The following is a 22,711-nucleotide window of genomic DNA, read 5'->3' as shown; positions in this document are numbered from 1 at the left end:
CCACCGAGTTCGTCCCGGTGGGGGCCTCTGCTGTCTGGCTTGGCTTCGCAAGCCGGCTCTCTTTCGCGCTTCGCGACGATTCCCCGCGCTGGGCGATGACTCCTCCGCGCTTCGCACCGGTTTCTCCGCGTGGGCGCGGCCTTTGCGTTCCGCGAGCGATGCCGTCGCGCGACGTGGCTTTCGCTCTATCGGGTGCGGGCCCGCCGGATCCGGAAGGCCGCCGCGATCGCAGTCACGACCGCCCAGCCGGCCACCGCCGAAGCGGCGATCCACCAGCCGGCCAGGCCCAGCACCAGCGAGACCGCGGCCATCACGGCGGCGACGACGAAGAGCGGCAGAGCCGGGCGACCGGCCGAGGAGACGCTGAAGTTGCCGCCGCCCATCCGGGCACAGAAGTCCGGGTCCTCCCGCTGGAGTTGACGTTCCAGCTGCGCCAGCCGCCGGTTGTCCTCTTTGCTGAGCATGTCGCCACCTTCCGGTCAGCCCGCGCCGGGTAAAGCTTCGATCGAGATATAGCGATCCCGATCACAGCCATTGTTACCTCTTAGTTGCGTTTGTGATACGGCTCGGTGTGCCGATTTTTTCCGCCGGGCCGCCCCCGCGCACCGCTCCGGATCCGGTTTCACCGGAAAGATCAGAAAGGTACGGAACGGCGGAACCGGACCGGAGCCCGATGCCGCCGCAGCTGGCCGATAACGATCAGGCCAGGGTGGAGCGTCCCCGCAGCGTTGCCAGCGTGACCCGGCCTATGCCGTGCCCCGGCCGATGCCGCGCGACCCTTTGTCGTGCGTTCGCCCGCGACCTTTCTCGGCCGGCCGGACCGACATCACCGCCGGGAACCGTGCGGCAAGCCGCCGCGCGACGTCGGCCTCAGCTTCCACGCCGGCGTTGTCCCCGACGGCCGGTCTGGCGCGGCTGTCGTTCACGGTCGTTGAGGTGCTTGTTTCGCAGCCGCTGGTGACAGCTGGTTGGGTGTGGCTGTCATTGGTGGTTGTTGGGGTGCTTGTTTTGCAGCCGCTGGTGACAGCTGGTTGGGTGTGGCTGCCGTTGGTGGTTGTTGGGGTGCTTGTTTTGCAGCCGCTGGTGACAGCTGGTTCGGCCGGCTGTCGTTGGTGGTTGTTTGTGTGTTTGTTTGGCAGCCGCTGGTGACAGCTGGCTGTCGTCGGCGGTCGTTGAGAGCTTTCTCCGCAGCCACTCAGAGCGATCGTGATCCGGAGCTCGCCCGACGGCTCATCACGCCACCGTCCGCTGCGGCGTGGCCCCGCCGGTGGGGGTGGTCAGGTCGTAGACGGTGGTGGAACCGACCGTTTTGGCCGTGAAGGTGGCGGCGACCCACTCGCTGATCCGGGAGCTGTGGTTGCTGCCGCCGTTGCCACCGCCCCGGCTGAAACCGCCGCCGCTGACGAAGTAGTGGATACGGCCGTCGCTGACGTACTGCTGGAACTGCTCGAGAGTGGGCGACGGGTCGGTGCCGTTGAACCCGCCGATCGCCATCACCGGCTTCTCGGTCGCCAGCTGGTACCCGGAGGCGTTCTGCGAACCGATCGCGGCGGCCACCCAGGTGTACCGGTCGGCGTTCTCGGTCAGCAACGCCTTCATCTCGTCGCTGACCTGGGCCGCGTCGAGGAGACCGCCCATGCCGCGACCGCCCCGGGCCCCGCCGCCGTCCCGCCCGCCGCCACCGCGGCCGCCGCCGTTCGGGATGCCGCCGTTCTGGCCGTTCGCCGCGCCGCCCGTTCCGTCGCCACCAGCTCTGTCGCCGCCGGTTCCGTCGCCGCCAGGGACAGTGCCGCCCGGGAGAGTGCCGCCGGGCAGAGTGCCGCCTGGGAGAGTGCCGTCGGGCAGGGCGCCACCCGGGGAAGTGCCACCGGGCAGGGCGCCGCCCGGGAACCCGCCACCAGGGAATCCGCCCCGGCCGCCGCCCCGGCCGCGGCCCGGCCCGCCTCCGGACCCGCCGGAGACCGCCGGGCCGGCGGACGGGATCGAGCCGGTGTGCGGGTCGGCGGCGGTCTGCACCGCGTACGCCGCCGGCCCCGCCAGCGCTGAGACGGCCGCGACCGTGGCGGCGACCGCGGCGGCGACAAGGGCCGGCCGCCGGGTGAACCGGGCGGAGGCCACCACCGCGACCGCCGCCAGCAGGCCGCCGACCAGGACCGGCAGGCGCAGCCAGGGCAGGAAGCCGGAGCTGCGGGTCAGCAGGGTGTACGACCACCACGCCGTCACCGCGATAGCCGCACCGAGGGTGAGCGCCGCGAACAGGTTGCGCCGCCGCGCCCACAGCAGGGTCGTGCCCATCGCGACGACCGCGCCGATCGCCGGTGCCAGCGCGACGGTGTAGTACGCGTGGAAGATTCCCTGCATGAGGCTGAAGACGAGTCCGGTGACGAGCAGCCAGCCGCCCCAGACGAGCAGGCCGGCGCGGTGCAGGTCGGTCCGGGCCCGGCGGGCAGTGATCACCAGCCCGGCGATCAGGACGACGAGGGCGGCCGGCAGCAGCCAGGAGATCTGACCGCCCTGCGCGTCGGCGAACAGCCGCAGCAGGCCGCTCTCGCCCCACATGCCACCGCCTGCGCCGCCGCCACCTCCGACGCTGCCGGTCTCGGTGCCGTTGAGCCGGCCCAGGCCGTTGTAGCCGAGGGTGAGTTCGAGCAGGCTGTTGTTCTGCGAGCCGCCGATGTAGGGCCGCATCGACGCCGGCACGAGTTCGACGATCGCGATGTACCAGCCGGCCGAGACGACGAGCGCGACGAGCGCGAGCAGGAGCTGAACGAGGCGTTTGCCGAGCTTGGGCGGGCCGGCGATGAGGTAGGCGAGGCCGAACGCGGGCACCACGAGGAGCGCCTGGAGCATCTTGGCGAGGAAACCGAACCCGACGAACACGCCGGTCAACATGATCCACTTGGTGGAGCCGGTCTCGACGGCACGCAGGGTGGCGTACGCGCCGGCGACCATGAGCAGCACCAGCAGCGCGTCCGGGTTGTTGAAGCGGAACATCAGCACGGCGACCGGGGTGAGCGCGGAGATCGTCCCGGCGAGCAGGCCGGCGCCGGGGCCGTACGCGCGTCGCACGGTGGCGTAGAGCAGTCCCGTGGTGGCGACGCCGAGCAGCGCCTGCGGGACGAGGATGCTCCACGAGCTGAGGCCGAAAATCCGTACCGACAGCGCCATGATCCAGAGGGCGGCCGGCGTCTTGTCGACGGTTATCGCGTTCGCGGCGTCGGACGAGCCGTAGAAGAAAGCCTTCCAGCTCTCCGAGCCGGCCTGCACCGCGGCCGAGTAGAACGCGTTGGCCCAGCCCGATTCACCGAGCCCCCAGATGTAGAGGACCCCGGTCGCGACCAGGAGCGTGAGCAGGCAGGGCCGGATCCAGGCGGCATCGGTACGGCCGAGCAGCAGGCGTGCGGCACCGGTGCGGGCGGCCGGCGGGGCCGGCGTCCCGGTCTCCGGGGACGCCGGCTCGTCGACAACGGGCGGCAACGTCGAGGTCATCCAGGTATCTCCCCAGAACTGGACTGGCGGATTCGTACCCGGTGAACCTTCGGCGTCGGCGCTGTCGCGCCCTTGTGGCGAAGCTATGGGCCAGCTGTGAGTCCGAAGCGGACGCTCAGGCTGTGCGGCGCTTCGCGGACGCGGCGGCGAGTCGTTCCAGCACCGCCACTGTCGCGTCCCAGCCCATGCAGGCGTCGGTGACCGACTGCCCGTAGGTCATCTCCCCGCCGAGCTCCTGGCGCCCCGGCTCGATGAAGCTCTCCAGCATCACACCGCTGATCCCGTGCTGGCCGGCTTCGAGCTGCCCGGCCACGTCCTCGGCCACGAGCGGCTGGCGCAGGTGGTCCTTGTTGCTGTTGCCGTGCGAGCAGTCGATCACCAGGCGCTCGGGCAGGTCCGACTTGCGCAGCAGCTCCAGCGCGGACGCGACGTCGGCGGCGCTGTAGTTCGGCCGGCCGCCGCCACCGCGCAGCACCAGGTGACAGTCCGGGTTGCCGGTGGTGTGCAGGATCGCCGGGGTGCCGGAGTAGTCGATGCCGGGGAAGACGTGCGGCACCGCCGCGGCCTGAATCGCGTCGACGGCGGTGGAGACGCTGCCGTCGGGGCGGTTCTTCATGCCGATCGGCATCGACAGGCCCGAGGAGAGCTGCCGGTGCACCTGCGACTCGACGGTCCGCGCACCGATCGCGCCCCAGGCCACGGTGTCCGCGATGTACTGCGGCGTGATCGGGTCGAGGAACTCCACGGCGACCGGCAGGCCTCGCCCGACCACTTCGAGCAGCAGTTTGCGGGCCACCCGCAGGCCGGTGCCGACGTCGCCGGTGCCGTCCAGTGCCGGGTCCATGATCAGACCCTTCCAGCCGACCGTGGAACGCGGCTTCTCGAAGTAGACCCGCATCACGATCAGCAGGTCGTCGCTGAGCCGCTCGGCCTGCTTCTCCAGGAGCGAGGCGTATTCGCCGGCTGCCTCCGGGTCGTGCACCGAGCACGGCCCGACGACGACCAGCAGCCGCTGATCTCGGCCGTTCAGCACGTCTTCGACCTGCTTGCGGCCGGCCAGCACGGTGTCGTGCAACTCGGTGGTCAGCGGCAACTCGTGGTGCAGCAGCGCCGGGCTCATCAGCGGGACGACCTTCTCGATGCGCTGGTCGCGGACGCGCTGCACCTCAGGGGCGGTCATGGCGATTCTTCTCCTTCGCCGGCGCCACCGTCAGGCGTGAGCCGGCTTGCTCGTCGCAAACAAAAAGGCAGCGACGTCGTGTCGCTGCCTCGGCCGGCTCTGGCGGGTGTCTCAGGTCATGCGGTCATGGCCGAGGCACCGGCGCGAGCCGGCCTCGTAAACCAATAGAAAGACCACGTCTGAGACACGCCGCCAGCATAGCGGCCTCATCCCGCCGCGTGCAGTGCCTGCGGCTGTTGTTCAGCTGTTGGGACGACGGCGGAGGGGCCGAGCGGCAGCATCACGGTGAAGATCGTCTGCCCGGGACGGCTCTGCACGCCAACCTTGCCCCCGTGCGAGGTGACCACCGCGTGCACGATCGACAGGCCCAGGCCGGTGCTGCCGGCGGCCCGGGACCGCGAGCTGTCACCCCGGGCGAACCGCTCGAAGATCCGCGGCAGCAGGTCCGGCTGGATACCCGGCCCGTCGTCGCTCACCCGCAGCACGGCGGCGTCCGGCACCGCGCCGACCTGGACCGTCACGGTGGAGCCTTCCGGGGTGTGGGTGCGCGCGTTGGCCAGCAGGTTCGCGAGGACCTGGTGCAGCCGGGCGCCGTCACCGACCACCGTCACCGGTTCGTCCGGCAGGTCCAGCTGCCAGTAATGGCCGGGCCCGGCGGCGTGCGCGTCGCTCGTCGCGTCGACGGCCAGCATGGTCAGGTCCACCTCGTCCTGGGCGAGCGGCCGGCCGGCGTCCAGGCGGGCCAGCAGCAGCAGGTCCTCGACGAGCGTGGTCATCCGTTTCGCCTCCGACTCGACCCGGGTGAGCACGTGCGCGATCTCCTCCGGGACGGCCTGGCGGCTGCGGCGGCTCAGCTCGGCGTACCCGCGGATCGCGGCGAGCGGGGTACGCAGTTCGTGGCTGGCGTCGGCGACGAACTGGCGTACCTGCATCTCGCTGGCATGCCGGGCCTCCAGGGCGTTGCCGACGTGGTCGAGCAGCCGGTTGAGCGCGGCGCCCACCTGCCCCACCTCGGTGCGGGGGTCGGTGTCCGGCTCGGGCACCCGCTGCGCGAGCCGCACCTCGCCGCGGTCCAGGCGCAGTTCGGAGACGCGGGTCGCGGTGGCTGCCACGCGATCGAGAGGCTTGAGGGTACGGCGGACGATGAGCGCACCACCCCAGCCGGCGATCAGCAGCGACCCCAGGACGACGCCTCCGGTGAACATGGCGACGGTGACCAGGGTGTGGTTGACGTCCGCCAGGGGCAGCGCGGTGACCTGCACGACCGAGTCGTCCACCCGGCTGGTGGTCACCATCACGCGGTACTCGGCGGACTCGCCACCCACGTCGATGCCGACGTCGGTCTTCGCGCCGCCCACCGGCACCGCGCTGAGGGCGGACAGCGACGTGGCGGAGAGCTTGGCGTAGTAGTTGCTGCCGCGGAAGGTGTTCGACCTCTCGTCGGCCTCGAGGTACTGCACCAGGCCGCCGGCGCGGTAGGACGTGGAGCCGTCCGCGGCGACGTTGAGGAAGACCACGATCCAGCCGGGCTGTGCGGAGGCCGGGGGCTCGGCGAGGATCTCGTCGACGATCTCCGGCGGGATGGTGGCGGGGTCCTGGCCGCGGAATTGGAACGGGCCACCGCCGGCCATCTTCCTGGCCTCGTCGAGTTTCTGGTCCAGCTGGGTGTAGAGCGACTTGTGCAGGTAGATCTCGGCGGTGGTGCCGACGACCAGGCCCAGCACCGCCAGCAGGGCGATCATGATGGCGACCAGCCGGGTGCGCAGCGGCCACCCCGCCGGGCTGCGCCAGCGCGCGGGACGGGCCGGTGAGTCGGCGGCCATCTCAGTCGGCCGGCTTGAGCACGTAGCCGGCGCCGCGCATGGTGTGGATCATCGGGGCGCGGCCGGCGTCGATCTTCTTGCGCAGGTACGAGATGTAGAGCTCGACGACGTTGGCCTGGCCGCCGAAGTCGTAGTTCCACACCCGGTCCAGGATCTGTGGCTTGCTCAGCACCCGGCGCGGGTTGCGCATCAGGTAGCGCAGCAGCTCGAACTCGGTCGCGGTCAGGGTGATCAGGTCACCGGCGCGGCGTACCTCGTGCGAGTCCTCGTCCAGGGTGAGGTCACCGACGACCAGTTGCGAGTCGGTACGCATCGGCGCGTGCCCCATCCGCCGCATCAGCCCGCGCAGCCGGGCCACCACCTCCTCCAGGCTGAACGGCTTGGTGACGTAGTCGTCGCCGCCCGCGGTCAGCCCGGTGATCCGGTCCTCCACCGAGTCCTTCGCGGTGAGGAACAGCACCGGGACCTCGGGGGTCTCGCCGCGCAGCCGGCGCAGCACCTCCAGCCCGTCGATGTCGGGCAGCATCATGTCGAGGATGACGGCGTCGGGCCGGAACTCCCGGGCGGTCCGCACGGCGGTCATGCCGTCGCCGGCGCTGCGCACCTCCCAGCCCTCGTAGCGCAGGGCCATCGAAAGCAGCTCCGCCAGCGTGGGTTCGTCGTCCACCACCAGGACCCGGACCGGGGTCCCGTCGGCCCGCCGGAGGTCGGTGCCGGAGTCTGCGTTCGCCATCGTCATGCCCCCACTGTGCGCGGCGACGCTCGGCGCCGGCTTTCCGTTCGCTGTGTGCCAGCTGTGCGTGCGGGCACCTGTCGGTCACGGCGCCGCCGCCATGGTTTTCGGCATGACGGACCGGTCCCGTGAGGCGTTCGGGGGAGGACGGCGCGGCTGGGCCCGGGAAGCGCGCAAAAGTAACATACTGGGCGGGTGAGGCCTGAATCCAAGCTGCTCGCGATGTTGCTGCTCGCCGGAGGACTGGTCCTGCTGCTCCTGAGGCGGTGAGCCGGCCGGGAAGCGAGACGGTGAGCCGGCCGGGAAGCGAGGCGGTGAGAGCCGGCCGGGACGCGAGGCGGTGAAAGCCGGGCCGGGAACACTCGCCGTCGTCCCGATGTTGTGCGAGCGTTGGTCTCTGTCGGCGGCGCCGAGCGTGGGGAGCGTGACGTGGATCTTCTCGAGGAGTACCGCAGGGCAACCTTCTTCTTCGAGTCCGGTGACCCGCTCGGAGCCTCGAAGCTGCTGGAGCAGATCGTCGAGGCCGAGCCGCACAACACCGCGGTGCGTCAGCTGCTGGCCCGGGCCTACTTCAACTCGGCGCAGCTGAACGGCGCGGAGACGCAGCTCCGGGCGCTCATCGAGCACGACCCGTCGGACCACTACGCGCACCACGTGCTCGGCCGGACCCTGGAACGGGCCGGCCGGTTCCGGGAGGCGTTGCCGCACCTGCGCCTGGCCGCGGCGATGAAGACGCAGCCCGATTACCAGGAAGCACTGCGCCGGGTCGAGACCTGGCTCGGTAAGAACGACGCCGCGTAGGGTCTCGATCGTGAAGCTGAAACTGGACCTGCACGACATCTTCAACAAGGGCCACGAGATCGACCGTGCCCTGCGAGGTGTCATCGACGAGGCCATCCAGAAGAAGGCCTCGTCCGTCGAGATCATCCCTGGGAAGGGAAGCGGAGCCCTGAAGAAGAAGGTGCTCCGCTTCCTCGACCAGAAAGAGATCAAGCAGCTCTACCACCGGGTGGAGAAGGACGGCGACAACTGGGGCCGGCTCTTCGTGCACTTCCGGCACGACGCACCGACCGGCCGCCGGGGCCGGGGCCGCTGACGCCTCAGAGGGTGTAGGTCTTGGCGACCGCCACCATCTCGCTGCTGTGCGAGCCCTGCACGCCGACCCCTGGCGGCCGTGGCCGGAACCCCGGCACCGCCGCCACGTCGTCGGTCGCGTCCATCACCCGGAACGTGACGGGTGCGGTTCCGCGTACCGTCAGGGTGATCTCGACCCCCTCGACCGGCGGCGCGTGGAAGACCAGGCCGAAGCCCCAGCCGTCGCCGGCGGCGCCGGTGGGGGCGATCGCCTGACCGCCGGCGGTGGCCGCCGTGACCGATGTCTGCGCCGCGACGTGCAGCGTGACGAACCGGGCCGCGCGCTGCGGCCTGAGCAGCAGCCGTAGCGTCCGGTCCGGCCCGGCGGCGGTCTGCCCGGCGAGGGTGAGTTGCGGCGCGGGCAGGTCCGGCCAGGCCGGCGCCGGGCCGGTGCGCAACTTCTCGGCGCCGAAGGCCGGCAGCGACGCGGTGACCGGGGCGGCGTCCCCGGTCACGTACTGCGCCGTCCAGTCCTGCGGCTCGGCCTCCTCGCTCAGCCAGCGCGCCGTCGCCGTGTCGGCGTCGAGGGCGTACATCAGATGGGTGAGCGACGGGTGCTCGGCGTCGAAGCGGTCGACGGCCAGGCCGGTCGCGGTGCAGGCCAGCGCGGCGACCAGGGCGAGCGCGGTGGGCGCCGCACCGAGCCGGCGGGCCCGCAGCGCCGCCAGGCCGCGGGCGCCACCGGCCGCCGGGTGGATCAGGTCGGCGACGGGCAGCAGCGCCAGCGCGAGCAGCACCGTCAGGAACGCACCGACCCCGGCCATCGGCATACCCAGCGCCGGGGCGAGCATCAGCACCGTGGGCAGCAGGATCACCACCGCGACCACGCCACCGGCGGTGATCGCGGCGACCGCGGCGGGCGGCCGGACGTGGATCGCCAGCAGCGCGGCGAGGGCGCCGGCCAGCGCCGGCAGGGTGACCAGATAGGCGCCGCCGGGCGTGACCGCCGCCAGCACCAGGCCCAGCACGGCCAGCCAGCCGAAACCGGCCACCGCGAGCGCGGCCGGGCCGATCCGGCGGCGCAGCAGCGCGTACCAGGCCAGGACGGTGCAGGTGGCGAGAGCGATCACCGCGAGGCGGTACCACAGTGGACGGTACGGGTCGATCGGCAGCCCGCCGTACTCCGGGCGGATCACCGTGAGCAGCGCCCACAACCCCTGCGCGAGGGCCGGTGCCACCACGATCGGGATCAGCGTGAGCCCGGCCGCCGCGGCCATCCGCCGGCCGGTGGCGCGGCCCTGCCGGCGCAGCGCGAAGGCCAGCGCCGCGACGGCGATTAGGGCCAGTGCGGCGAGCGGCGCGACCAGCGCACCCGGGTACCGCACCAGCAGGCCGGGCACCGGGAAGTAGGTGGCGTCACCGCCCTCGCCGATCCCGGTCAGGTCCCGGCCGCCCAGTTCCCGGACGGCCGCGAGCAGGTTGTCGCCGTGGTGCTGGAGGCTGTCCCGGTTCATCGACTCGGGCGTGTCGGTCGGCGCGTGGTAGACGGCGGCACCGTCGATGTACGCCGAGTTCATCCCGAGGAACCCGTCGGCCAGGAACGGCGTGAAGTCGGTGTCGTTCGGCAGCAGCCGGTAGATCTCCACCGCGAACGACGTGCCGACCGGGTACGGCACCTGCCCGTACGCCTCGATCAGCCGCCCGTTGCCCGCCGAGGTCTCGAACATGATCGCCGGGCCGTCGCTGCCGCGCGCCTCCAGGTTCAGCACCACACCGCCGTCGCGCGCCAGCGGGTCCTGGTCGACGAACGCCTTCGCCCCGCAGAGGCAGGCCTCCTCGGCGTCGGTCAGCACCAGCACCACGTCGTTGCGCAGCTTCACGCCGGTGCTGGTCAGGGCGCGGGCCGTCTCCAGGATCGCGGCGGTGCCGGCGGCGTCGTCGTTGCCGCCCGGACTGACCTGTGCCGAGTCGTAGTGCGCGACCAGGAAGATCCGCCCGGTGGACCCGGTGCCGGGGATCAGTGTGACCACGTTGCGGACCCGGGCCAGCCCGGTGCCGCCGGCGCTCGACGACAGCGTGCCGCCCTGGACCGACACGGTGTCCTGCGTCCGGGGGGTCAGTCCCAGGCCGCGCAAGGTCTCGATCAGGTGGTCGTGCACCCGCTGGTTGGCCGCGCTGCCAGCCGGGTGCGGCGTCGCGGCGATCGTGCGGACCTGCTGGAAGGCGCGCTCGGCGCTGAAGTCGCCGGCCGGGGCCGAGGCCTGTCGCGCGGCGGGCGGCCGGATCGCTCCGACCGCGAAGAACCCGGCCAGGGCCAGGACGGCCAGGGCCGCCGCGGCGGCGATCCCGCGGCGTGCCGGACGGGTGAGAGCGAAGTCACGAGCGGGCCGGCCGGGCTCCGTGGGATGCATGGATGACATCTAAGCCCGCGGAGGTGCCGGCTGGGTACCCCGAAGATCCATTCCCGCGTGCAATAGCGTGGACCGGTGACTACTCCGCTCGACCCGGCCGCCGTGATCGCGGAATTCATCGACGCGGTGTCCCCGTACAACCCGCATCCGGACGCCGCTCCCGTCGCCGTCCTCGGCGTGCGTACCGCGCTCGGCGAGGACGTATTCACTCTGAGTGATCACGTGGTGCGCGCGCTGTGCAAAGCCTTGGTGTCCTACCGGGATCCGGAGGATCGCGGTAACTGCGTCGGCTGCGGTGGCCGGCACCTCGACGAGAACCTGCACTGCCGCGACTGCGGCAGGTTGCACGGCATCCTCGGCCAGGTGATCGCCGAGCACGCCCGCCGGGTGGCGGCCGACAACGGGGGCACCCCGCCGGCGGAGCAGCCGTGAGCGCAGGTCACGAGGTGATGACGCGAGTTGTGGTCGCGCGCCGGGTGGTACACGATTTGCGGGTCACCTATGCGTCGAGTGGGGAATCGGAATGACGGAGCGGTCGCTCGCGCCCTCGAGGTACGCGGCGGACCAGCTGGAGCGGTTGCGGATCCTGCTCGTCGAGGACGACGAGGGCGACGCCTTCCTCGTGCGTGAGCTGCTCGAGGAGGCCGAGGCACCCTTCCAGCTGACGGTCGCCAGCACCCTGCGCGAGGCGCGGGAGTCACTGACCGGTGTCGAGTGCGTGCTGCTCGACCTGGGCCTGCCGGACGCCGAAGGCATCGACGGGCTGCGCAAGCTGCTCGCGGTCGCCGGCAGCGCGGCGGTCTGCGTGCTCACCGGGCGTTCGGACGAGCACCTCGGTGTGCAGGCGGTCGCCGAGGGCGCCCAGGACTACCTGGTCAAGGGCCAGGTCGACGGGGTTCTGCTGATCCGGTCCCTGCGGTACGCGGTCGAGCGCAAACGCGCCGACGAGAACGCCCGCCGGCTGCGCGAGGTGGAGCTGCTCCAGGCCGAGTCGGCCCGTCTCGAGCGGGGCCTGCTGCCGCAGCCGCTGATGCAGACCTCCGAGGTCGCGGTGGAGACGTTCTACCGTTCCGGGCGGGCGCTGGGCCTGCTCGGCGGCGACTTCTTCGACGCGGTGCAGATCGGCGCCAACCGGCTGCACGTGATCGTCGGTGACGTCTGCGGGCACGGCGTCGACGAGGCCGCCCTCGGTGTCGAGCTCCGGGTGGCGTGGCGGGCGCTGGTGCTCGCCGGTGTCCCGGAGGAGCACGTGCTCGCCTCCCTGGAGCAGGTGCTGATGTCGGAGCGCCGGGCCCGCGAGGTGTTCGCCACGGTGGCGGCGGTCAGCATCGACCTGCCGGCGAACCGGGCGACCGTGCGGCTGGCCGGCCACCCGCCTCCCGTTCTGCTCTCCGGTGGGCGGGCCCAGCCGGTGGCCGCGCGTACCGGCATCGTGCTCGGGGTACGTCCGACCCCGACACCCGCGACGGAGTTGGAGTTCCCCAGCGATGACTGGTCACTGCTGATGTATACGGACGGCCTCATCGAGGGACGGGTCGGCGCCGGCAACGAGCGCCTCGACGTCGACGGCCTGTGCAAGCTGCTGGACGAGCCGGCCGCCCGGGCGGTGCCGCTGCCCGGCCTGCCGCCGTGGCTGGTGAGCCGCGCCGACGAGGACAACGGCGGGCCGCTCACCGACGACGTCGCGATGCTGCTGATCTCCCGGGGTGGTGGACGGTGAGCCTGTTCGACGCGCGCAGCTGGACGTTGCGCGGCCGCATCGTCGCGCTGTGCGCCGCGGTCGGCGTGCTGCTCGGCGCGCTCGGCGTCTTCGCGGCGCTCACCGCGGCGGCCAACAACCGGCAGGTCGACGACGTGCTGAACCGGGCGAGCCCGATGCGGGCCGCGGGCGAGACGCTCAACACCGCCCTGGTCGACCAGGAGACCGGCATCCGCGGGTTCGCCATCACCGGCGAGGACCGCAACCTCCGGCCCTACGAGACCGGCCTCGCCGACCAGCAACGGGAGATCGCCCGCATCCAGGGCCTGCTGAAACCCGGCGACGACGAGATCCGCAACGCCCTGGCGACGGTGCAGGCACGGGCCGAGACGTGGCGGGCCGACGTGGCCGAGCCGATCATCCGGACCGTGCGCGAGCAGGGTCCGTCCGCCGGGCGCGGGCTGGTCGAGGCCTCGGACACCACGGAGTTCGACGCGGTGCGCCAGTCGGTCGCCGAAATGCAGTCGCACATCCAGGTGCTGCGGGCGGCCTCGGCGGTAGCGGCCCGGGACTCCAGCCGGACCCTGGTCTACATCGAGATCGCCGCCGCCGTGATCATCGTGCTGACCGGCGCGTTCCTGCTGTTCCTGCTCGACCGGCTGGTCAGCCGGCCGATCACCGACCTGGCGGACCAGGTGCGCCGGGTGGCGGCCGGCGACTACGACCGGCACATCGTCAGTGAGGGCGGCTCGTCCGACCTGGTGGCGCTGGCCAACGACGTCGACCGGATGCGCCAGCAGATCGCCAGCGAACTGACCGAGGTACGCGACGCCCGCAGCCACATCGAGTGGGTGAACGCGCAGCTCAAGAACCAGGCCGAGGAGCTCACCCGATCCAACCGGGACCTCGAGCAGTTCGCCTACGTCGCCTCGCACGACCTGCAGGAGCCGCTGCGCAAGGTGGCCAGCTTCTGCCAGCTGCTCCAGCGCCGTTACGCCGGCCAGATGGACGAGCGGGCCGACCAGTACATCGGGTTCGCCGTGGACGGCGCCCAGCGCATGCAACGGCTGATCAACGACCTGCTGGCGTTCTCCCGGATCGGCCGGCTCACCAGCGGGTTCACCGAGGTCGACCTGAACAAGATCCTGGCCGACGCGAAGTCGCAGCTGGAGGCCCGGGCCGGCGAGGACGCCGAGATCACCTGGCCGGAGATGCCCACAGTGGAGGGCGAGGAGCCGCTGCTCACCACGCTCTTCATCAACCTGATCGGCAACTCGCTGAAGTTCCGCCGGCCGGACGTGCCGCCCGTGGTGCGGATAACCGTGGAGCGTGACGGCGGCGAATGGCAGATCAACGTCCGGGACAACGGGATCGGCATCGAGGCCGAGTTCGCCGACAAGGTGTTCGTGATCTTCCAGCGGCTGCACGCGCGTGACGCGTACGAGGGGACCGGCATCGGACTGGCGATCGTGAAAAAGATCGTCGAATACCATGGCGGGCGGGTCTGGCTGGATGTCGACGTGCCGGAGGGCGCGTCGATCTACTTCACGCTGCCGGTGCTGCCCGGTACGGACGACCCCGAGCAGCAGCATGACGGCGCGCGAGAGGTGGTGGATGCATGAGCATCACGAGGGAGAACGGCACACCGATCGAGGTCCTCCTCGTCGAGGACGACCCCGGTGACGTCCTGATGACGCAGGAGGCGTTCGAGGAGCACAAGGTCCGCAACCGGCTCACCGTGGTCCAGGACGGGTCGGAGGCGCTGGCCTACCTGCGCCGCGAGGGGCAGTACGCGGACGCGGTCCGCCCGGACCTGATCCTGCTCGACCTGAACCTGCCGAAGCGGGACGGCCGCGAGGTGCTCGAGGAGATCAAGAAGGACGACGAGCTGGGCCGGATCCCGGTCGTCGTGCTGACCACCTCCTCGGCCGACGAGGACATTTTGCGCAGCTACCAGCTGCACGCGAACGCGTACGTCACCAAGCCGGTGGACTTCGAGCGCTTCATCGCGGTGATCCGCCAGATCGACGAGTTCTTCGTCAGCGTCGTGAAGTTGCCGCCGCGTGCTTGATCAGGTCGCCGAACTCATCCGCGAGGTCGCGCACACCGTCGTCCTGCCGCGCTTCAAGCACCTGGCCGAGGGCGAGGTGCTCGAGAAGGCACCCGGCGACCTGGTCACCATCGCCGACCAGGAGTCGGAGCGGGCGCTGACCCGCGGCCTGACCGCGCTGCTGCCCGGTTCCCTGGTGGTCGGCGAGGAGGCGGTCGCGGCCGACCCGGCAGTCCGTGACCGGCTCGGTTCCGAAGGCGCCGTCTGGATCGTGGATCCGGTCGACGGCACCAACAACTTCGCCGCCGGGCGGACACCGTTCTGCGTGATGGTCGCGCTGGTCCGCGACGGTGAGCCGCAGGCCGCGTGGATCCTCGACGTGGTCGGTGACCACCTGACGGTGGCCGAGGCCGGTTCGGGCGCCTACCGCGACGGGGTCCGGGTGAAGACCCGGGCCGACGATCCGGGCGCGGCCGGCCTGCACGGCGTGATCTCGCACAAGTACTACCCCGACGACCTGCGGGACCCGATCCTGGCGAACGCGACCGGTCTGGGCGGGCACACCCAGGGGCGGCACTGCGCGGGGTACGAGTACCCGGCCGTCGCGACCGATGAGCAGCAGTTCGCCATGTTCTGGCGCATCCTGCCCTGGGACCACGTGCCCGGCTCGCTGATCGTCCGGGAGGCCGGCGGCACCGTGCGGCACTGGGACGGCTCGGCCTACCTGCCGACGAACCGCAGACGTGGCCTGCTGGTCGCCGCGAACGACGAGATCTGGGAGACGGTGCGCGACACCCTCTTCCCGGACGGCGCGCCAGAAACCCCCGAGGGTTAGGGTCGGCGCGTGTCCTCGTACCTCGATCAGCTCTTCGGTCTCGGCGGGCGCCTCGCGGTGGTGACCGGCGGCAGTTCCGGGATCGGCCGGGAGATCGCGCTCGCTCTGGGTCGCGCCGGTGCGCGCGTGGTGCTGGTGGCCCGGCGCGAGGCCCCGATGGCCGAGGTCGTCGCGGAGCTGCGCACGCACGGCGTGCAGGCCGGGGCGGTCACCGCCGATCTCGCGGTGCGCGCGGCGGTCAAGGTCGCCGCAGCCAAGATCATCGAGGAGTACGGGGAACCCGACGTCCTGGTCAACTCGGCAGCCGTCAACATCCGCCCGCACCTGGCGCAGCTGACCGAGGACGACTGGGACCTCACGATCGAGGCCAACCTGACCGCGCCGTTCCTGCTCGGGCAGGCGTTCGCCCCGGCGATGGCCCGGCGCGGCTGGGGCCGGATCATCAACGTCGTCTCGCAGCAGGCGTTCCGGGCCTACGGCAACAGTGGCGCCTACGGCGCGGCCAAGGCCGGCCTGGTCGGGCTGACCCGCTCGCAGGCCGAGGCGTGGTCCCGGCAGGGCGTCTGCTGCAACGCGATAGCACCCGGTGTGGTGCACACACCACTCACCGAAGAGGTGTTCTCGGATCCCACGAAAGTGGCCGCACACGCCGCTCGCACCATGATCGGGCGCAACGGCCTGCCGGTGGATTTCGCCGGATGCGCGGTTTTCCTGGCAAGCGACGCAGCTCAGGCGGTCACCGGTCAGACACTCTTCGTCGACGGTGGATACTCGGCCACCTGATCGACAGCACTCTCTCCAGGTCCGGCGGGGTAAAGTACCGGCGCTCACGACTTGGAGGTATCCGTGTCGGCCAGATTTCCGCGCCGGTGCACCGCTCTGCTCGCCCTGTTGACCGCCGCCGCCGCGGTGATCCTCGCCGTGCCGTCCCCGGCCGCTGCCGACCCCGACGACGAGGGCGGCAGCAAGAAGCTGCGCAACGCCCTCGCGACCGCGGCGAAGGGGTACGACCAGGCCAAGACCAAGCTGGCGGCCTCGAAGAAGCGGCAGGCGCAGCTCGCCGTCCGGCTCAAGGAGTCGGAGACGAAGGCCGCCGCGATGACGAAGCAGGTCAACGAGCTGGCGAACCGCTCCTACCAGGTGGGCCGGATCAGCACCGTGACGATGCTGCTCAACAGCAGCTCGCCGGACGGCTTCATGGAACGGGTGCAGAGCCTCGACATGCTCGCCCAGGTGGACAGTGGCCTGCTCGCCGACTACCGCGACGAGGTGGCGACGGCGAAACGGGCCAAGGTCGCGCTGGACACCGAGGTCAAGGAGCAGAAGAAGCAGGTCAGCCTGATGGCCCGGAAGAAGAAGGAGGCCGAGCTGGCCCTGGCCGAGGTGGGCGGTGGCGCGGCCGGCGGCTTCGTCGACGCGAACTCCCCGGCCGCGCGACCGGCGCCGCGCAACTCCGACGGCTCCTGGCCCAAGGAGTCCTGCACGGTCAAGGACCCCACCTCCGGCGGCTGCATCACGCCGCGGACCCTGCACGCCTACCAGGAGTCGCGGTCCGACGGGTTCAAGCGCTACACGGTCTGCTACAGCGCGCGGGCGTCCGGCGAACACCCCAAGGGCCGGGCCTGCGACTTCTCCGCGGCCTCCGGCGGCTTCGAGAACAAGGCGGCCACCGGCGGGGACAAGGCGTACGGTGACCGGCTGGCCGCGTACTACGTGAAGAACGCGAGCAAACTCGGCGTGATGTATGTGATCTGGTACCGGGAGATCTGGATGCCCAGCACCGGCTGGCGGGCCTACAGTGCGGGCGGGGGACCGGCCGCGGTGCACACCAACCACGTGCACCTGTCCATGCTCTGAGTTGCTTTTGCGTACCCTTTCGGTGGGAACCGAAAGTGCGGCTACAGCGTTCCGATGAGGTACGGGCCAGCACCGTGACCGCAGATCGGAGCCGTATGGACCACCACCGGTGGATGAGCCGCGCCGTCGACCTGGCGCACCGTTGTCCCCGCTCCGAGACCGCCTTCGCGGTCGGAGCGGTGATCGTCGACGCGTCCGGCCGGGAGATCGCCGCCGGGTTCTCCCGCGACGACGACCCCCGCGTGCACGCCGAGGAGTCGGCGCTGCTCAAGGTGGCTGGTGACCCCCGGCTCCGCGGCGCCACGATCTACAGCACCCTGGAGCCGTGCTCGGAACGGGCCAGCCGCCCGCACGCCACCTGCACCAGCCTGATCGTTGCCGCCGGCATCCCGCGCGTCGTGATCGCCTGGCGCGAGCCGGACATCTTCGTGCACTGCGAGGGCGTGTCCATGCTGCGGGCGGCCGGGGTCGAGGTCCTCGAGCTGCCGGAGTTCGCGCTCGGCGCCCAGGAGCCGAACCTGCACCTCGGCGTCCTGGCCGCCGCCCGGCGCAGGTAAATCGCCCGGTAGCATCCGCTCGGTGGAAACCCCGCCGCGCGCCCTGCCCTCGGCCCTCGCCTCCGCCCTGGCCTTCGGGTCCAGCGGAGCCGTCCTCGTCCTGGAGATCGTCGCGCTGCGCCTCGTCGGGCCGTACGTGGGCGTCACCCTCCAGGTGAGCAGCTCGGTGATCGGGGTCGCGCTGGCCGCGATCGCCTACGGCGCATGGCTCGGCGGGCGTCTCGCCGACCGCTACGATCCGCGCGCCCTGCTCGCCCCCGCGCTCATTCTCGGGGCCATCGGCACCGCCGTCACCCTGCCGCTGGTCAGGTGGGGTGGCGAACTGCTGCGTGGCGGCGCCGCGCCGGCCGTGCTGATGCTCGCCGCGCTGGCGATCTTCCTGCCCGCGTTCGTGCTCTCCACGATCGCCCCGATGGTGGTCAAACTTCAGCTCGGCGACCTGCGGCGGGCCGGCAGCGTGGTCGGCCGGCTCTCCAGCATCGGCACCCTCGGCGCGATCACCGCGACCCTGGTGACCGGGTTCGTCTTCGTCGCCGCGATGCCGAGCAGCGTGATCGTGCTCAGCCTCGCCGTGCTGCTCGCGGTCAGCGGCCTCGTTCTCGGCTGGTGGCTGCGCCGCGACATGCCGGGCTCGCCCAAGGTCCGGGCGGCCCTCGCGGCGGTCGGCCTGGTCGGTGCCGGGCTCGGCGCGACGTCCCCGACGCCGTGCGACGTGGAGACGGCCTACCACTGCGCCCAGGTGGAGGCCGACCCGGCACGACCCGGCGGGCAGACCCTGGTCCTCAACTCGGCCCGCCACTCGTACGTCGACCTCAACGACCCGCGTTACCTGGAATTCGAGTACGTCCAGTGGATCGGTGCCGTCTCCGACGTGGCCCGGCCCGCCGGCACCGCGGTGGACGCCCTGCACATCGGCGGCGGTGGCTTCACCCTGCCCGGCTATCTGCGGGACACCCGGCCGGGCAGCGACCAGGTCGTGCTGGAACTCGACGGCGGCCTGGTCGACCTGGACCGGGAGAAACTGGGCCTGGTCACCGGGCCGGACCTGCGGGTCCGGGTGGGTGATGCCCGGGTCGGCCTGGCCGAGCAGTCCGACGCGGCGTACGACCTGGTCGTGGGGGACGCGTTCGGTCATCTGGTGGTGCCGTGGCACCTGGCGACCCGGGAGATGGCGGCCGATGTGGCGCGGGTGCTGCGGACCGACGGCATCTACGCGCAGAACGTCATCGACTACCCGCCGAACCGTTTCATCCGCGCCGAGGTGGCGACGGTGGCGGCCGCGCTCCCGCACGTCGCGCTTATCGCCCCGCCGGAGGCGCTCGCGGGGGAGCAGGGCGCGAACCTGGTGATCCTGGCGTCCAAGAGCCCCCTACCGCTGGAGGCGATCCGCACCCGGCTGGCCACGGTCCGCGAGCCGGTGACGCTGCTGTCCGGCGCCGAGCTGACGGCCTTCGTCGGCGACGCCCGGGTACTGACCGACGACTACGCCCCGGTCGACCAGCTCCTGGCCGGCTGACGCGCCCGCCGTACCCCGCCGCCTGGATCTTCGAGGATCGGCGGCGACTGGGGCCGATTCGCGGGTTTAAGAACGGGTTTTTGTGTGCGGCACCGGACGGCTCATCAGTCGGGCGAGAATCGGCCCATGGGGCGAACGGAGCGAACCGGTCAGGACGAATCGCTCCGGATCGCCGGCCGGTACCGCCTGATCGAAAAACTCGGCGCCGGGGGCATGTCGGTCGTCTGGCGCGGCTACGACGAGACGCTGGGCCGCGACGTGGCGGTGAAAGTCCTGTCGCCGCGGCTCGCCGAGGACCGTACCTTCCGTGACCGGTTGCGGCAGGAAGCCCTCGCCGCCGCCCGGCTGTGCCACCCGCACATCACCGGGATCCACGACTTCGGCGAGGCCCGGATCTCGGAGCGGCTCACCGTGCCGTTCGTGGTGATGGAGCTCAACGACGGCGAGTCGCTCGGCGCGCGGATCGGGCGGCAGGGTTCGCTGGAGTGGCAGGAAGCCGTGATGATCGCCGCCGAGGTCGCGTCGGCGCTGGCCACCGCACACTCCCGCGGCGTGGTGCACCGCGACGTCACCCCGGCGAACGTGATGCTGACCGGTGCCGGTGCGAAAGTCGTCGACTTCGGCATCTCCGCGGTGGTGGGGCAGCGGGACGCCGCACCGGACGGCAGCCTGCTCGGCACACCCGCGTACCTCGCCCCGGAGCGCCTCGGCGGCGCCTCCGTCTCACCGGCCACCGACGTGTACGCCCTCGGCCTGCTCCTCTACCGCGCACTCACCGGCCGGATGCCGTGGCCGGCCGAGAACACCGCCGAAGCGCTGCGGGCCCACCTCTACTCCGACCCGGAACCCGTACCCGAACTGCCCGGCATGCCCGCCGCCGTGGCCGACATGTGCCTGCGCTGCCTCGCCAAGAACCCGGCCGACCGCCCCGGCGCCGCCGAGATCGCCCGTTCGCTCTCCGCCACCCTCGGACTGCGGCCGATCATCCCGCCGCTGCGGTCCGGCGAGGGCCCCATCGTCCCCGGAGCCCGAGCCGTCGTCCCGGTCCCGCCGATCCGGCCGGCCGGCCGGGCCAGGCACCTGCGTCTGCGGGCCGGGCTGCGGATCGGCACGGCGCTCCGGATGGGCGGGGTACGCCCGCTCGGCGGTGGCCTCTTCCTCGGCGGCCTCGTCCCGCGGCCGTCGCCCGGGTTCCTCTCCGTCCGCCGGTCCCGGGGCTTCTCGCTGGCCGCCCTCGCCACCGCCGTGCTGCTCGGCTCGACCATGCTGAGCTGGACCAACCGCGAACAGACCGGCGAGGCGGAGACGACACACGCCACGGCAGCCGGTGCGGCGGGCGCGGCGGTCGGCGGCTCCGCCCGGAGCACGCCGCGCGGCAGGTGCTCGGTGCGGTACGAGGTCCGGCGCGACTCCGGCGCCGACTTCGAGGCCCGGCTCACCGTGGTGACCACCGCCGCCGACAACGCCCGCTGGCGGGCCGAGTTCCGATACCCCGGCAGTCAGCGGCTGGCCCCGGCGTCGCAGGCGATCAGCCAGCAAGGCCGCCGCGTCGTGGTCAACGGCAAGGGCCGGTCCAAGTCGGTGCTGCTGCAGGGCGGCTACCGGGAACGGAACCCGCTGCCGCTGTCGTTCGCCGTGGACGGCCTGCCCTGCCGTGCCGAGGTGCTGGGCACCGTCAACCCGGCCCCCGTCAAGAACAACTCGGTGCGCGCCAGCACCACCGCCGAACCACCGGCCCGAACCGGGAAACGCAAACGGGTGCCACAGCGCCGCGCCGGCGTACGCAAACCTGCCCCGCCCCAGGCCACGCCCGAGGCGACCCTGCCGCCCGCGGCCAAGCGTGGCGCCGGCTTCTCGCTGGCCCTGCCCCGGTAGCGCCCCACCGCAGGCCATAGGGTCGAGGCATGACTCGACTCGCAGTGGTCACCGGCGGCGGGACCGGCATCGGCAAGGCGACGGCGGGGATGCTCGCCGGCGAAGGCTACGACGTGATCATCGTGGGGCGGCGGGCCGGCGTACTCGCCGACGCGGTCACCTGGATCGGCCCGCAGGCCGTCGCCGTCACCGCCGACGTCTCCGACCCGGCGCAGGTGCCCGCGGTCGTCGAGGCGGTCGGTGACCGGCCCGTCGACGTGCTCGTCAACAACGCCGGAGCGTTCCTCGCCCACGACGAGACCACCCTGGCCGGCGTCGCCGAGCGCTGGCGGGCCAACCTCGACTCGAACGTGCTCACCGCCGTACTGATGACCACCGCCCTGCTGCCCCGCCTGCGCCGCCCCGGCGGCAAAATCATCCTGACCAGCTCGATCGCGGCTCAGCGAGGCGGCGGCGGGCCCTACTCGGCGGCCAAGGCGGCACTGCACGGGTACGCTCTCGACCTCGCCACCAGCCTCGGCGCGGACGGGATCACGGCCAATGTGATAGCCCCCGGCTACGTCACGGACAGCGAGTTCTTCGCCGGCCGGATGACCCCCGAAGGTCATCAGAAGCGCGTCGACGCGACCCTCGTCAAACGCGCCGGCGTGCCGTCCGACATCGCCGAGGCGGTCCGCTGGCTGGTCGGCCCGGGCGGCGGTTTCGTGACCGGCCAAGTGATCAACGTGAACGGCGGTTCGGTCCTGGGTCGCTGAGCCCCGCCGTCCTCGGGCGCTGTGTGGCGCCCGCGTCATCCCTCGTCGTCGGCCGGGCTCCAGCCGGTCTGGCCGGCGCTCAGTCCCCCGCCGGTCTGGCCGACGCTCAGTCTCCCGCCGGTCTGGTCGGCGCTCAGTCTCCCGCCGGTCTGGTCGGCGCTCAGCCCTCGTCGGTCTGGTCGGCGCTCAGGTCCTTGGCTGCCTGGTTGGTGCTGAACCGCAGCGCCGACCACCGCTCGTCGATCGCCACCTGCTCGCCCGGCCGCATGTCGAAATCGGCCATGATTGAGCCCAGCGAATCCTGGTCGCTGTCCGCCTGGTTGCCCTTCGGGTAGGCGATCCAGAACGCGCCCGGCTTGTCGAGGTCCGCCCGATGCTCCGCCAGCTGTTCCCGCACGGCGGTGGCGTTCTCGGCGAACAGCACCGCGGTACCGGCAGTAGCCAGCACAGCCGTCTCCCGAACCCCGTCCGGCATCGGTGTGAGCAGCGGCAGCCTCGCCGGTTCGTTGAGCCACACGGTCGAGTTCGCTTTGATCATCAGCCTCTCGGCGACGTTATCGGTCATGCCGTCGACATTCCCATCCCGGCAGCGGCCCGTTGACCCTTTCCCCGAAGCCCACCCGCGGCGCGCGTGACGGAACTCGAAGTGCCCCGGCCGCCGCACCTTCGACACTGACCGGCCGACAACGCGCGCATCAGCCCGTCCCGTTGGCTCCGGTGGCGCGCCGCTCTGTCGAGATGTTGATCTGCTAGCGACTCTGTTGCCCATTTGGTGTGGTGGGCGTGTCGGCTGGCGTGTGGTGGTTGGTGGTGGCTGGATGGTCGTGGTGTGGTGGGCTTCCTGTGTCCTGCCGGGG

Annotated in this window: 21 protein-coding genes; 14 read left to right on the top strand and 7 right to left on the bottom strand. The window is 71.7% G+C overall.

The window, feature by feature from the left end; all coding sequences use genetic code 11:
• Positions 1-185: 185 nt before the first annotated feature.
• A complete protein-coding gene (locus LPA41_RS36715) occupies positions 186-464 on the bottom strand; it encodes a DUF3040 domain-containing protein (RefSeq protein WP_229075893.1) in 279 nt (92 codons plus the stop codon).
• A gap of 472 nt (positions 465-936) precedes the next feature.
• On the opposite strand from LPA41_RS36715, the gene LPA41_RS36710 reads away from it, so the two are divergent.
• Entirely contained in the window at positions 937-1,149 is a 213-nt protein-coding gene (locus LPA41_RS36710) for a hypothetical protein (protein ID WP_229075892.1), read from the top strand.
• Between the two features lie 84 nt (positions 1,150-1,233).
• Here LPA41_RS36710 and LPA41_RS36705 read toward each other — a convergent pair whose 3' ends face one another.
• The 4 genes from LPA41_RS36705 to LPA41_RS36690 all read right to left on the bottom strand — a co-directional run bounded on the left by LPA41_RS36705 (position 1,234) and on the right by LPA41_RS36690 (position 7,231).
• Positions 1,234-3,489, bottom strand: a complete 2,256-nt coding sequence (locus tag LPA41_RS36705) for a glycosyltransferase family 39 protein (protein WP_229075891.1) — start codon at positions 3,487-3,489, stop codon at positions 1,234-1,236.
• A 115-nt stretch (positions 3,490-3,604) separates the two neighbouring features.
• Complete coding sequence (locus LPA41_RS36700; protein ID WP_229075890.1) at positions 3,605-4,669, bottom strand: 3-deoxy-7-phosphoheptulonate synthase; 1,065 nt, start codon at positions 4,667-4,669, stop codon at positions 3,605-3,607.
• Between the two features lie 206 nt (positions 4,670-4,875).
• The gene (locus LPA41_RS36695; protein ID WP_374238260.1) at positions 4,876-6,411 is read right to left on the bottom strand and encodes an ATP-binding protein; all 1,536 of its coding nucleotides are present in this window, start codon (positions 6,409-6,411) and stop codon (positions 4,876-4,878) included.
• Between the two features lie 82 nt (positions 6,412-6,493).
• Positions 6,494-7,231: a response regulator transcription factor gene (locus tag LPA41_RS36690; protein ID WP_229075888.1), complete on the bottom strand. Its 738-nt coding sequence runs from the start codon at positions 7,229-7,231 to the stop codon at positions 6,494-6,496.
• A 423-nt stretch (positions 7,232-7,654) separates the two neighbouring features.
• Here LPA41_RS36690 and LPA41_RS36685 point away from each other — a divergent pair, with 423 nt between their 5' ends.
• On the top strand, positions 7,655-8,026 hold the full coding sequence (locus tag LPA41_RS36685; protein WP_229075887.1) for a M48 family metallopeptidase: 372 nt from the start codon (positions 7,655-7,657) through the stop codon (positions 8,024-8,026).
• Positions 8,027-8,036: 10 nt separating this feature from the next.
• The gene (locus LPA41_RS36680; RefSeq protein WP_229075886.1) at positions 8,037-8,321 is read left to right on the top strand and encodes a Smr/MutS family protein; all 285 of its coding nucleotides are present in this window, start codon (positions 8,037-8,039) and stop codon (positions 8,319-8,321) included.
• A gap of 4 nt (positions 8,322-8,325) precedes the next feature.
• Here LPA41_RS36680 and LPA41_RS36675 read toward each other — a convergent pair whose 3' ends face one another.
• Complete coding sequence (locus tag LPA41_RS36675) at positions 8,326-10,710, bottom strand: M28 family peptidase (RefSeq protein ID WP_229075885.1); 2,385 nt, start codon at positions 10,708-10,710, stop codon at positions 8,326-8,328.
• A 75-nt stretch (positions 10,711-10,785) separates the two neighbouring features.
• Here LPA41_RS36675 and LPA41_RS36670 point away from each other — a divergent pair, with 75 nt between their 5' ends.
• From LPA41_RS36670 to LPA41_RS36620, 11 genes are all read left to right on the top strand, one after another.
• Entirely contained in the window at positions 10,786-11,142 is a 357-nt protein-coding gene (locus tag LPA41_RS36670; RefSeq protein WP_229075884.1) for a hypothetical protein, read from the top strand.
• Between the two features lie 91 nt (positions 11,143-11,233).
• Positions 11,234-12,430 carry a PP2C family protein-serine/threonine phosphatase gene (locus tag LPA41_RS36665; RefSeq protein WP_229075883.1) on the top strand — a complete coding sequence of 399 codons (1,197 nt, stop codon included), beginning with the start codon at positions 11,234-11,236 and terminating at the stop codon, positions 12,428-12,430.
• Positions 12,427-14,031, top strand: coding sequence for an ATP-binding protein (locus LPA41_RS36660; RefSeq protein ID WP_229075882.1), 1,605 nt, complete (start codon positions 12,427-12,429; stop codon positions 14,029-14,031). Before LPA41_RS36665 ends, LPA41_RS36660 begins: the two co-directional genes overlap by 4 nt.
• On the top strand, positions 14,028-14,480 hold the full coding sequence (locus tag LPA41_RS36655) for a response regulator (RefSeq protein ID WP_229075881.1): 453 nt from the start codon (positions 14,028-14,030) through the stop codon (positions 14,478-14,480). Before LPA41_RS36660 ends, LPA41_RS36655 begins: the two co-directional genes overlap by 4 nt.
• Positions 14,473-15,294 (top strand): inositol monophosphatase family protein, encoded by an 822-nt coding sequence (locus LPA41_RS36650; RefSeq protein ID WP_229075880.1) that lies wholly within the window; start codon positions 14,473-14,475, stop codon positions 15,292-15,294. Before LPA41_RS36655 ends, LPA41_RS36650 begins: the two co-directional genes overlap by 8 nt.
• 9 nt (positions 15,295-15,303) lie before the next feature.
• Entirely contained in the window at positions 15,304-16,077 is a 774-nt protein-coding gene (locus LPA41_RS36645) for an SDR family NAD(P)-dependent oxidoreductase (protein ID WP_229075879.1), read from the top strand.
• 63 nt (positions 16,078-16,140) lie between these two features.
• Positions 16,141-17,151, top strand: a complete 1,011-nt coding sequence (locus LPA41_RS36640; protein WP_229075878.1) for a hypothetical protein — start codon at positions 16,141-16,143, stop codon at positions 17,149-17,151.
• A 95-nt stretch (positions 17,152-17,246) separates the two neighbouring features.
• Positions 17,247-17,708, top strand: a complete 462-nt coding sequence (locus LPA41_RS36635) for a deaminase (RefSeq protein WP_255691331.1) — start codon at positions 17,247-17,249, stop codon at positions 17,706-17,708.
• 22 nt (positions 17,709-17,730) lie between these two features.
• Entirely contained in the window at positions 17,731-19,224 is a 1,494-nt protein-coding gene (locus LPA41_RS36630) for a fused MFS/spermidine synthase (RefSeq protein WP_229075876.1), read from the top strand.
• Positions 19,225-19,350: 126 nt separating this feature from the next.
• A complete protein-coding gene (locus LPA41_RS36625) occupies positions 19,351-21,099 on the top strand; it encodes a serine/threonine-protein kinase (RefSeq protein WP_229075875.1) in 1,749 nt (582 codons plus the stop codon).
• 29 nt (positions 21,100-21,128) lie between these two features.
• Positions 21,129-21,854 carry an SDR family NAD(P)-dependent oxidoreductase gene (locus LPA41_RS36620; RefSeq protein ID WP_229075874.1) on the top strand — a complete coding sequence of 242 codons (726 nt, stop codon included), beginning with the start codon at positions 21,129-21,131 and terminating at the stop codon, positions 21,852-21,854.
• A 160-nt stretch (positions 21,855-22,014) separates the two neighbouring features.
• On the opposite strand, the gene LPA41_RS36615 is transcribed toward LPA41_RS36620, so the two are convergent.
• Complete coding sequence (locus LPA41_RS36615) at positions 22,015-22,419, bottom strand: hypothetical protein (protein WP_229075873.1); 405 nt, start codon at positions 22,417-22,419, stop codon at positions 22,015-22,017.
• Positions 22,420-22,711 lie beyond the last annotated feature (292 nt).

Origin of the sequence: Actinoplanes sp. DH11, assembly GCF_020873875.1 — a bacterium.
In the GTDB taxonomy this organism is placed as follows: domain Bacteria; phylum Actinomycetota; class Actinomycetes; order Mycobacteriales; family Micromonosporaceae; genus Actinoplanes.
Note: the sequence above shows the minus strand (reverse complement) of the source record. Positions and strands in the feature narration are given on the sequence as shown.

Bases quoted from the DNA above. Each gene is read 5' to 3' on its own strand.
- LPA41_RS36620 (WP_229075874.1), top strand. From the start codon at position 21,129: ATGACTCGACTCGCAGTGGTCACCGGCGGCGGGACCGGCATCGGCAAG.
- LPA41_RS36615 (WP_229075873.1), bottom strand. From the start codon at position 22,419: ATGACCGATAACGTCGCCGAGAGGCTGATGATCAAAGCGAACTCGACC.
- LPA41_RS36695 (WP_374238260.1), bottom strand. From the start codon at position 6,411: ATGATCGCCCTGCTGGCGGTGCTGGGCCTGGTCGTCGGCACCACCGCC.
- LPA41_RS36690 (WP_229075888.1), bottom strand. From the start codon at position 7,231: ATGACGATGGCGAACGCAGACTCCGGCACCGACCTCCGGCGGGCCGAC.
- LPA41_RS36635 (WP_255691331.1), top strand. From the start codon at position 17,247: ATGGACCACCACCGGTGGATGAGCCGCGCCGTCGACCTGGCGCACCGT.
- LPA41_RS36675 (WP_229075885.1), bottom strand. From the start codon at position 10,710: ATGCATCCCACGGAGCCCGGCCGGCCCGCTCGTGACTTCGCTCTCACC.
- LPA41_RS36700 (WP_229075890.1), bottom strand. From the start codon at position 4,669: ATGACCGCCCCTGAGGTGCAGCGCGTCCGCGACCAGCGCATCGAGAAG.
- LPA41_RS36705 (WP_229075891.1), bottom strand. From the start codon at position 3,489: ATGACCTCGACGTTGCCGCCCGTTGTCGACGAGCCGGCGTCCCCGGAG.
- LPA41_RS36625 (WP_229075875.1), top strand. From the start codon at position 19,351: ATGGGGCGAACGGAGCGAACCGGTCAGGACGAATCGCTCCGGATCGCC.
- LPA41_RS36655 (WP_229075881.1), top strand. From the start codon at position 14,028: ATGAGCATCACGAGGGAGAACGGCACACCGATCGAGGTCCTCCTCGTC.
- LPA41_RS36665 (WP_229075883.1), top strand. From the start codon at position 11,234: ATGACGGAGCGGTCGCTCGCGCCCTCGAGGTACGCGGCGGACCAGCTG.
- LPA41_RS36715 (WP_229075893.1), bottom strand. From the start codon at position 464: ATGCTCAGCAAAGAGGACAACCGGCGGCTGGCGCAGCTGGAACGTCAA.